The sequence below is a fragment of the Actinomadura fibrosa genome (genome assembly GCF_900659615.1).
Classification (GTDB): domain Bacteria; phylum Actinomycetota; class Actinomycetes; order Streptosporangiales; family Streptosporangiaceae; genus Spirillospora; species Spirillospora fibrosa.
Genome location: NZ_CAACUY010000314.1, coordinates 1 through 9,017, shown reverse-complemented (window position 1 = coordinate 9,017; position 9,017 = coordinate 1). Strand labels below are relative to the sequence as shown.

Annotated in this window: 8 protein-coding genes; 3 read left to right on the top strand and 5 right to left on the bottom strand. The window is 75.3% G+C overall.

Annotated features, from left to right (window positions below; genetic code table 11):
- From E1300_RS44325 to E1300_RS44310, 4 genes are all read right to left on the bottom strand, one after another.
- Window positions 1–424: hypothetical protein (locus E1300_RS44325; RefSeq protein ID WP_370785956.1), on the bottom strand; the 424-nt coding region annotated here is incomplete at its 3' end.
- 72 nt (window positions 425–496) lie between these two features.
- Window positions 497–1,693: a CU044_5270 family protein gene (locus E1300_RS44320; protein ID WP_131763278.1), complete on the bottom strand. Its 1,197-nt coding sequence runs from the start codon at window positions 1,691–1,693 to the stop codon at window positions 497–499.
- Window positions 1,690–2,307, bottom strand: coding sequence for an RNA polymerase sigma factor (locus E1300_RS44315; protein WP_207400320.1), 618 nt, complete (start codon window positions 2,305–2,307; stop codon window positions 1,690–1,692). Before E1300_RS44315 ends, E1300_RS44320 begins: the two co-directional genes overlap by 4 nt.
- 103 nt (window positions 2,308–2,410) lie before the next feature.
- A complete protein-coding gene (locus E1300_RS44310; RefSeq protein ID WP_131763276.1) occupies window positions 2,411–3,871 on the bottom strand; it encodes an FAD-dependent monooxygenase in 1,461 nt (486 codons plus the stop codon).
- 268 nt (window positions 3,872–4,139) lie between these two features.
- Here E1300_RS44310 and E1300_RS44305 point away from each other — a divergent pair, with 268 nt between their 5' ends.
- The gene (locus E1300_RS44305; RefSeq protein WP_131763275.1) at window positions 4,140–4,994 is read left to right on the top strand and encodes a class I SAM-dependent methyltransferase; all 855 of its coding nucleotides are present in this window, start codon (window positions 4,140–4,142) and stop codon (window positions 4,992–4,994) included.
- A 149-nt stretch (window positions 4,995–5,143) separates the two neighbouring features.
- A complete protein-coding gene (gene bdeA / locus E1300_RS44300) occupies window positions 5,144–6,076 on the top strand; it encodes a bis(hydroxyethyl) terephthalate hydrolase (protein ID WP_370785954.1) in 933 nt (310 codons plus the stop codon).
- A gap of 13 nt (window positions 6,077–6,089) precedes the next feature.
- On the opposite strand, the gene E1300_RS44295 is transcribed toward bdeA, so the two are convergent.
- On the bottom strand, window positions 6,090–7,412 hold the full coding sequence (locus tag E1300_RS44295; RefSeq protein WP_131763274.1) for a PucR family transcriptional regulator: 1,323 nt from the start codon (window positions 7,410–7,412) through the stop codon (window positions 6,090–6,092).
- Between the two features lie 203 nt (window positions 7,413–7,615).
- Here E1300_RS44295 and E1300_RS44290 point away from each other — a divergent pair.
- The coding region (locus E1300_RS44290; RefSeq protein WP_131763273.1) for an AAA family ATPase at window positions 7,616–9,017 on the top strand (1,402 nt) is incomplete at its 3' end.

Below are 9,017 nucleotides of genomic sequence, written 5' to 3'. Positions count from 1 at the left end.
CCGCGCTGCCGAGCACGGCGGCCGCCGCGGCGGCGAGCGGCCATCCCCGCGCCCGTAGCAGCAGCGACCCGGCGACGAATCCGAGGATCGCCACCGACGTCCCGAACGCGAGCACGCCCGCGTACGCGCAGGCGGCCTGGAGCGCGAGCGCGGCGATGGGCGCCGCGCCCGCCCGGCGCCGGGGCGCGAGCGCCGGGACGAGCCAGAGCAGGTGCAGCGCCAGGACCCCGAGCGCCAGGACGACCGCCGCCGCGATCCGCGCCGTCCCGTCCGTCCGGGCGGGCGCCGCCGTGACGTAGACGGCCGCGAACGACGCCATCACCAGCCCGGCGATCAACCGCGCCCGCCCGGGCCCGGCGGCCCGCGCGAGACCCGTGAGGCGCGCGAGGCCGGTGGCCCGCGCGCCCCCTTCCGGCACCCGCATCCCGCTCCCCGAAGACCCGCTCGTCCTAGCGGAGATCGTCCCACGCGCGCGCGGGCGCTGCGGATCCGTGCGCTACGCCCGCTTGCCGGGCCCGTTCACGAGGACGGCCCGCTGGAGGGCGCTCCAGCCGAGGATCTGCCCCTCGCGGACGTCGAGCAGCCCGGGAACCCCCTTGCGCTCCTTCACCGCGATGGCCCGGAACCCCATGTAGGCGTACGTCTTCGGGTCGATGAGGACCTCGTCACGGAGGTAGCCCTCCTCGACCCGGTAGAGCGTGACGCCGGGCCGTCCGGTGATGTCGGACGCGCGGGCCTCGTATCGGACGCCGGGGATCCTGGCCATGGCCCCGTACATCGCGGCCCGGAGCCGGGGCGGGAGCACCGCCCGCTCCATGTACCCCGCGACGACCTGGAACGCCCTCATGTTCCGCTGCTCGGCGGTCGGCGCCACGGGCTTCGCCGTCTTCGCCTCCTTCAGTTTCTCCAGGGTCCGCTTGGAGAGCCTGCCGGTGGACGCGTCCGGCGGGGCGCTGTGGCGGGCGGTCTCCGCGTCCACCTCCTTGTAGACGCGGGCCAGCAGGGCGGCGGGCTCGGACGGCAGGGACAGCAGATACGGATAGGTCGGCTGGTACTTGGTGACGGCGGCGACCTTCAGCTCGCCGTTCTCGTAGACGGCGAACCGCTTGTCGTCCACCCGGCGCCAGGTCTCCTCCGTCCGCAGCTTGCGGGGCTTGCCGAACAGGGCGGCGCCTCCGCCCTCCTGCGTCTGGGCGTAGACGGCCTTCACGTACGCCCACTGGCCGGGACGCGGCGTGCCCTCGCCGCCCGCCGCGGCCTTGCGCGCCGCGTCGTCCGCCAGTTCCTCGGCGTTGGCGACGGGGCCGATGAGGCGCGGCGCCGAGTTCCCGCCACCGCCGCCTCCCACGCCGACGGTCTGGACGACGGTGATGCCGACGGCCAGCGCCGCCGTGAGCGCACCGGCGGTGGCCCAGCGCCCGCGCAGGCCACCGAGCCGGACCCCGCCGAAGCCGGGGCGGGCGCCGAAGCCCGCGCCGCCGCGCCGCGCGCCGGACACCGCACGCTCCGGCTCCGCCTGGAGCAGCCGTGCGCGGAGCCGCGCCTTGACCGCCGGGTCGTACGCCGGGACGTCGGGACGCCCCTCGCGGAAAGCAGTGATCTCGTCGATGCCCATGACTTCCTCCCCGCGGGGGAACGACCCCGCGCGCCTCCCGGCCGGATGACCGGACCCGAACCCGTCCCGCCCGCTCATGCCGGGGACTCCTCGTTCGTCGTGGCCAGGGGGTTGGTGCCGCCGAACGCCCGGCGCACCTTCCCGCGGATCCGGTGGAGCCGGGACCGGACCGTCCCGACGGGGATGCCGAGCGCCTCGGCCGCCTCCTCGTAGGTCAGGTCGGCCCACGCGATCAGCAGCAGCAGGTCGCGGTCGGCCGCCGAGAGCCGGGCGAGCACCGCCGCGAGCCGGGGCTGGAGCCGCTCGGCGGTCAGCCGGGCCGCGCTGCGCTCGTCGAACGGCTCGACGGCCTCGCGGCCCCCGGCCCGCGCCAGCGCCCGGTTGTGGCGCACCTCCGCCCGCCGGTGCGCGCCGACGGCCCGCGTCGCGATGCCGTAGAGCCAGGGCCGCGCGTCGGGCCGCGCGAAGTCGTAGCCGCCGCGCTTGCGGAACGCCACGAGGAACGTCTCCGCGACGACGTCCTCCGCCGTCCCGGGGCCGAGACGGCGGGCGACGTACCGGTGGATCTCGTCGCAGTGCCGGTCGAAGACCGCCCCGAACCGGTCCGGCCGCAGCACCGACTGGCGGAGCAGCGCCGCGTCGGACGCCTCGTCGGCGGGGCTGGACGGGCCCGGGGCGGGTGGCGCGGTCAACACGTACCACGTCCGTTCATGAGGGGATCCTTTCGGTGAGTTCACCCCTACTCGGCCGGACGCCCCGCCCCGGTTCCCTCTTTCTCGGCCGCGTGCATCGGGCTTACTGTGAGCGCGCTGCCAGCCGGTAGGAGCGGAGGGCGGACTCGTCGCCCGCGCAGGCCACGTAGCCGTCCGGGCGGACGAGGACCACGCCGGGGCCGTCCAGCCCGTAGGCGGTCCGGGCCTCGCCGTCCGGGTCCAGCAGGTCGCCGCCCTCGCCGATCGCGACGACCTTCACCGCGCCGGGCACGGACGCGGCCAGGCCGCTCCCGCCGGAGGCGTGGTCGCCGAACACCAGGACGGTGAAGTGCGGGCCGCGGAAGAGGTCGAACAGCCGGACCGGCACGCCGTCGCGGTCGCGCAGGACGGCGTCGGGCGCCCGGTTCCCGCCGCCCGGACCGGTGAGGGGGCTGTCCGGGTAGGCCAGGAGCAGTTGCGCGGTCTCCTCGCCGCGCTTGAACGCGTCCGCCTGCCCCTCGGCGGCCTTCCGGTACAGCGCGGTGCTGATGCCGAGGACCCCGGCGGCCACGGGGAGGCGCTCCTCCTCGTAGGTGTCGAGCAGGCTCGGGTCGGCGCCGTCGCGCAGGACGGCGCCGAGCTTCCAGCCGAGGTTGTAGGCGTCCTGCACGCCGGTGTTGAGGCCCTGCCCGCCGGTCGGCGAGTGGACGTGCGCGGCGTCCCCGGCGAGGAAGACGCGGCCGGCCCGGAAGCGCTCCACCATGCGGATGTTCAGGCGGTAGACCGACGCCCAACTGAGGTCGGTGAGGCGGACGTCGTCGCGTCCCGAGCACTCGTCGAACATCTTCTGGTACGTGGCGAGGGTCAGCTCGGGCTCGTCGCCCGGGGCAAGGGGCGCGGTGAACTGGAACTCGTCCGTGCCGGCGAGCGGGCACAGCGCCACACGGATCTTGTGGTTCGCCATGTCGCCCCAGATGTGCCAGTGGTCGCGGTCCAGCCCGGTGGCGCGCACGTCGCCGATGAGCATGCGCTCGTCCTCGTGGGTGTCGCCCAGGAAGGCGACGCCCAGGGTCTTCCGGACGGTGCTGCGGCCGCCGTCCGCGCCGACGAGGTAGGCCGCGCGGACGCGGGACCCGTCGTCCAGCACGGCGGTGACCCCCTCGTCGTCCTGCTCGAAGGACGCCAGCCCGACCGGTTCGACGCGGCCGCCGAGCTCGTCCAGGCGGTCGCGGAGGATCCGCTCGGTGCGCCACTGCGGGATCATCACGGCGCCGGGGTAGGGCACGCTCGCGGACGGCGGCTTCTCGTCGTGCATCCGCCCCTCCCAGACGACGTCGGTGCCGGAGTAGGCGCGCATCGGGGGATACGGGCCGCCCACCGCCCGGATGGTGCCGATGACCCCGAGGTCGTCGAACACCTCCAGGGTGCGGGGCTGGAGGCCCTTGCCGCGCGACCCGGTGACGGCGGCGCGGTCGATGATCCGGTGCGGGACGCCGCGGCGGGCGAGGTCGATGGCGAGGGTGAGCCCGGTGGGTCCGGCTCCGGCGATGAGGACTTCGGTCATGGTGGCCTCCTGGTCGGTTCAGCGTGTGGGTCCAGGCTGCGCCGGGCCGCTGTCACCCCCCTGTCAGCGTCCTGCCAGATGCCTGTCCTCGGCCGGGCGACAATTCCTCCTGGGAATGCGGCGAAAACTTGATTCGACGGTTACGAGTAATTTATTTTGCGCTGATATGATAGGGACAACGGCTTATAGGCTGCCTTTCTCCAGGACATCGACCCGCCCGCGCCGGAGCCTTCCGGGCGCGGGCCGCACTGGCGAAAGGAACCGGCCGATGAGTTCCGGAACGATGGCCGAGGGCCGTCCCAGCAGGACCGCGCTCGCCGCCGCGGCGGCGCGGGCGGCGCACCCGCTGGTGGACGACGAACCGCTGATCTTCACCGATCCCCTCGTGTCGCCGCTGCTCGGAGGGCTCGCCGACGAGATGATCGGGTACCACCGGTCGAGCGGCGACCACCTCATCCTCGCCGGGACCCGCACGGTGACGACCGTCCGCAGCCGCTACACGGAAGGGCGCCTCGGCGGCCATGGGCAGTACGTCGTCCTCGGGGCCGGGCTCGACACCTACGCCTTTCGCAGCGCTCCGGGCGTCCGCGTGTTCGAGGTCGACCATCCGTCCACGCAGGAATGGAAGAAAGGGCTCCTGGAGGCCGCCGGAATCCTCGTCCCGGAGACCGCCGCATTCGTCCCGGTGGACTTCGAAGCGGAGGCGCCCGTCCGGAAGCTGAAGGACGAGGCGTCGTTCGACCCCGGACGTCCCGCGCTGGTGAGCTGGCTCGGTGTCAGCTACTACCTGACCCGCGACGCGATCGCGGCCGTCCTGGACGAGATCAGCGGGATGGCGCCCGGCACCGAACTCGTCCTGGACTACGCCCTGCCGCCCGGCATCCGCGACGCCGCGGGCGACGCCTTCGCGGAGATCGCCGGACAGATCGTCGTCGAGTACGGGGAACCGAAGCGCTCGCTGCTCGCACCGGACGAGGTCGACGCGCTCCTGGAGGAGCACGGCCTGAAGGTCGCCGAGAACGTGCGGCTGGCGGAGGCCGTCCCGCCGCGACTGTGGCACCGTACGGACGCACTCCGCCCGTTCGACTACTTCCGCCTGGTCAGAGCCACCGTCGCCGCCTAGCCGGCATCCGAAAAGGAAGCCTTCCAGAAGTTACCGACCGGTCATTTCGCCGATGCCCGGCCGCCGTGGTGTGTGCCAAGAATGACCGCGTCGATACTCTCCGGGACCGGCCCCCGCCGGTCCCCTCCCCGAATCAGGAGTGAACCGACGTGCGATCCACCCCATCCACCCGGCGTACGGCGGCCAAGGCGCTGCTCGTCGCCGCCCTGACCGCCGGCGTCTGCGCCGCCCCGCAGGCGATGCAGGCGGCCCACGCGGCGCAGCCGGCCCGGGCCGGGCAGGCCCTCGCCGTGCGCGCCGACAACCCCTACGAGCGCGGCCCGGCGCCGACCACCGCGAGCATCGAGGCGGTGCGCGGCCCGTTCGCCACGTCCCAGACCACCGTCTCCTCGCTCAGCGTCACCGGCTTCGGCGGCGGGACGATCTACTACCCGACCAGCACCGCCGAGGGCACGTTCGGCGCGGTCGCGGTCGCGCCGGGCTACACCGCCGACCAGTCCAGCCTGGCCTGGCTCGGCCCGCGCCTCGCGTCCCAGGGCTTCGTCGTCTTCACGATCGACACGCTGACCCGCTCGGACCAGCCGGACAGCCGCGGCCGCCAGCTGGAGGCCGCGCTCGACTACCTGACCCAGCGCAGCAGCGTGCGGACCCGCATCGACGCGTCCAGGCTCGGCGTGATGGGCCACTCGATGGGCGGCGGCGGCACGCTGGAGGCGTCCCTCGACCGGCCCGCGCTCCAGGCCGCGATCCCGCTGACCCCGTGGGACCTCAACAAGAACTTCTCCCGCGACACGGTGCCGACGCTCATCATCGGCGGCCAGACCGACACGATCGCGCCGGTCGCCTCGCACGCCCAGCCGTTCTACGAGAGCATCCCCGCGTCCACGGAGAAGGCGTACCTGGAGCTGGCCGGGGCGAGCCACTTCGCGCCGAACACCGCCAACACGACGATCGCGAAGTACAGCATCTCCTGGCTCAAGCGGTTCATCGACAACGACACCCGCTACGAGCAGTTCCTCTGCCCGGCGCCGCAGGGCGACCGGAACATCTCCGAGTACCGCGACACCTGCCCCCACACCTGACAGGTCGCACCGGTCACCGGACGGGCCGCCCGCCCACCCAGGCGGGCGGCCCGGCGCCGTTGTCGCCGTTGCCGTGCCCGCCGGACTCGGCGCCCGGCCCGCCGTGCAGGCGCACAGCGCTGAGCGCCAGGACGAGCTCCACCAGGTCCCCCGGACGGGTCAGCGTCCTCCCGGTGAGCTGCTCGATCCGGCGGAGCCGGTTCAGGACGGTGTTGCGGTGGCAGAACAGCCGCTCGGCGGCGCGGGCGGCGGAACCGTCGCACTCCACCCACGTCGCGAGCGTCGTCAGCAGCACCTCCCGGAACCCGTGGTCCACCTCGGCGAGCCCGCCGAGCGCGACGTGGCCGAGCCGTCCCGCCAGCCGCGGCTGCGACAGCACGAGCGCGTCCGGGAGGCGCCGGTCAAGCCGGGCGATCTGCGTGCCGGGACCGTGGCAGGTCCGCAGCGCGAGCTCTGCCAGCCAGCGCGCCCCGCCCAGCTCCGCCAGCGTCTCCACGACCGGGCTGACCCCGGCGTGCGCGCGGGCGTGCGGGCGGACCGCGGCGACCAGGTCGTCCAGCTCCGCCGTGCCGAGCGCGACCAGCGCGACCTGGGCGTCCGCGCGCAGCCGCCAGATGAACCGCATCCCGCCCGTGTCGGCGGGACGCCGGTCCCCGTGGTCGGCCAGGCCGCCCTCCGCGCCCATCATCACGACCGCGTAGCGGCCGGCCGCGGGCAGGCCGAGCACGGACGTCGCGGTCGCGAGCAGCCCGCCGTCGGCGCCCTGGCCGTCCAGCAGCGCGTCCACGATCGCGTGCACGCGCTCCTCGCTGCGCCGCACCAGCGCGAACTCGGTGCGGTGGTAGGCGGCCGCCGCCGCGCCCGACTGCTCGTCGATCGTGTCCCAGGTCCGGGTCGCCTGCCGGATCAGCGCCGGGACGTTGTCCGGGTCGTCCCGCCCGACCGTCTCGACCACGGCCTCCCAGAACACCCGCCCCGCCAGCCGGTACGAGCGCAGGAGCTGGTCGAGCGGCTGCCCCTGGTGCGCGCGGCGGCGGCCGAGCCGCTCGGCCCACTGGAGGTCGGCGCGCCCGCGCCCCGGTTCGAGGATCGCCTCGAACCCGTGCCCGAGCCCGGCACGGCAGACGTCCCACAGATCGTCGCGCAGCGCGTCGGCGCGGTCGCCGCCCTCCCCGGACAGGATCTCGGCGGCCAGCCGGTCGGCGAGGTCCGGCAGGCTGTCGGACAGGCGCGCGACCGCCTTCCGCAGGATCGCCCGGTCCGCCCGCTCACGGTCGTCGTCCGCCCGGACGCCCGCCTCGCCCCGTCCGCCCGGCCCCGGCCGGCCTCCCGTCATCGCCCCCCACCTCCAGCACAACGCGGGGGGCTCATCGTGCCATCGCGGCGCCCCACGGACCACAATCCGCCGCCCGGACTGTGCAGCCGCACAATCACGGCCCGTCCGGATTGCGCCGCCGCCCTCAAACCGAACGGCGCTCTGGACCCGGCCGGGCCCCGCGTGTTGACCTATGGGCCCGATCCGTCCGAGGAGGGACCGGCATGACAGCGGAAGGTGTGCCGCACGGGCGCCGGCGCGAGCTCGGCGCGATCGCGGCGATGCTCGACTCGGCCCTCGCCGGGCGCGGCGGCGCGATGGCGGTCCTCGCCGACGCCGGCATGGGCAAGACCGCACTGCTGGACGCCGCCGTCCGAAGCGCCGCCGCCCGCGCCGACGGGCCCGGCTTCCAGGTGCTCGGCACCACCGGCGTCCCGCGCGAGACGTCCGTCCCGTACTCGGGACTGCACCGGCTCCTGCGCCCCCTCGCCGCGCTCGTGCCGGACCTGCGGCCCGTCCACCGGAAGGCCCTCGCGCCCATCACGGGCGGCGCGTCCGGCGGGGGCGCCGACCCGTTCGACCTGTACGCCGCCGTGTACGAGCTGCTCACCGCGGCGGCGCGGAACGGTCCCGTCCTCTGCTGGGCGGACGACGCCCAATGGATCGACCCCCTCTCCCTGGACGCGCTGGGCTTCGCGGCGCGCCGCGTCCAGGACGAGCCCGTGGCCATGCTGTTCGCCGCGCGCGACGACCGTCCGGCGGCCGACGCCCTCACCGGCCTCCCCCGCCTGCCGCTCGCACCGCTCACCGAGGAGGCGGGACGGCAGGTGCTGCGCGACGCGCTCGCCGGCTCGCTCGGCGGGGTGCTCGACGGCGTCCTCGACAGCACGTTCTCCGGCACGCTCGGCGGCACATTCACCACCGCGGTCGCGCTCGGCGGCGCGGCCGGGGAACCGCTCGACGCGGACCTCGCGGAGGAGGTCGTCGCGCTGGCCTGCGGATGCCCGCTCGCGATCCGCGAACTGGCCGCCGCGCTGACCCCCGCGCAGCTGTCCGGCACGGCGCCGCCGCCGCGGTCGCTCCCCGCCGGCAGCACGCTGCGCGCCCACTACCGGCGCCGCCACCTCGCACTCCCCGCGGGCGCGCGGCGCCTCGTCCTCATCACGGCCGCGGACGAGCTGCTGCACGTGTCGACGTTCGGCCGCGCCGCGCGGACCGCGGGCGTCCCCGCCTGGGAGGTCGAGGCCGTCCGCGGCTCGGGGCTGCTGCGCTTCGAGGGCGACGTGGTGACCGTCCGGGACCGGCTCGTCCGCTCCTCGCTGTGGGCGGAGGCGTCCCGGCTGGAGCGGCAGGCCGCCCACACGCTGCTCGCCGCCGTCCTCGACCAGAGCTGGCAGCGGCCCTGGCGGCTGTGGCACCGCGCCGCCCTCACCGGCGAACCCGACGACCGGACGGCCCGCGAGCTCGCCGACACCGCCCGCACGTCGCAGGCCGCGGGCCGGTACGCCGAGTCCTGGCGGATCTGGCGCCGCGCCGCCGCGCTGACCCCGGACCGCGGCACCCGCACCGACCACCTCCTCGCCGCCGCCGGCGACGCCTGGGCGAGCGGCCGGGCCCGGCAGGCCC

Coding starts and splice junctions, on each gene's coding strand:
- E1300_RS44305 (WP_131763275.1), top strand. CDS start 4,140: ATGAGTTCCGGAACGATGGCCGAGGGCCGTCCCAGCAGGACCGCGCTC.
- E1300_RS44310 (WP_131763276.1), bottom strand. CDS start 3,871: ATGACCGAAGTCCTCATCGCCGGAGCCGGACCCACCGGGCTCACCCTC.
- E1300_RS44295 (WP_131763274.1), bottom strand. CDS start 7,412: ATGACGGGAGGCCGGCCGGGGCCGGGCGGACGGGGCGAGGCGGGCGTC.
- E1300_RS44320 (WP_131763278.1), bottom strand. CDS start 1,693: ATGAGCGGGCGGGACGGGTTCGGGTCCGGTCATCCGGCCGGGAGGCGC.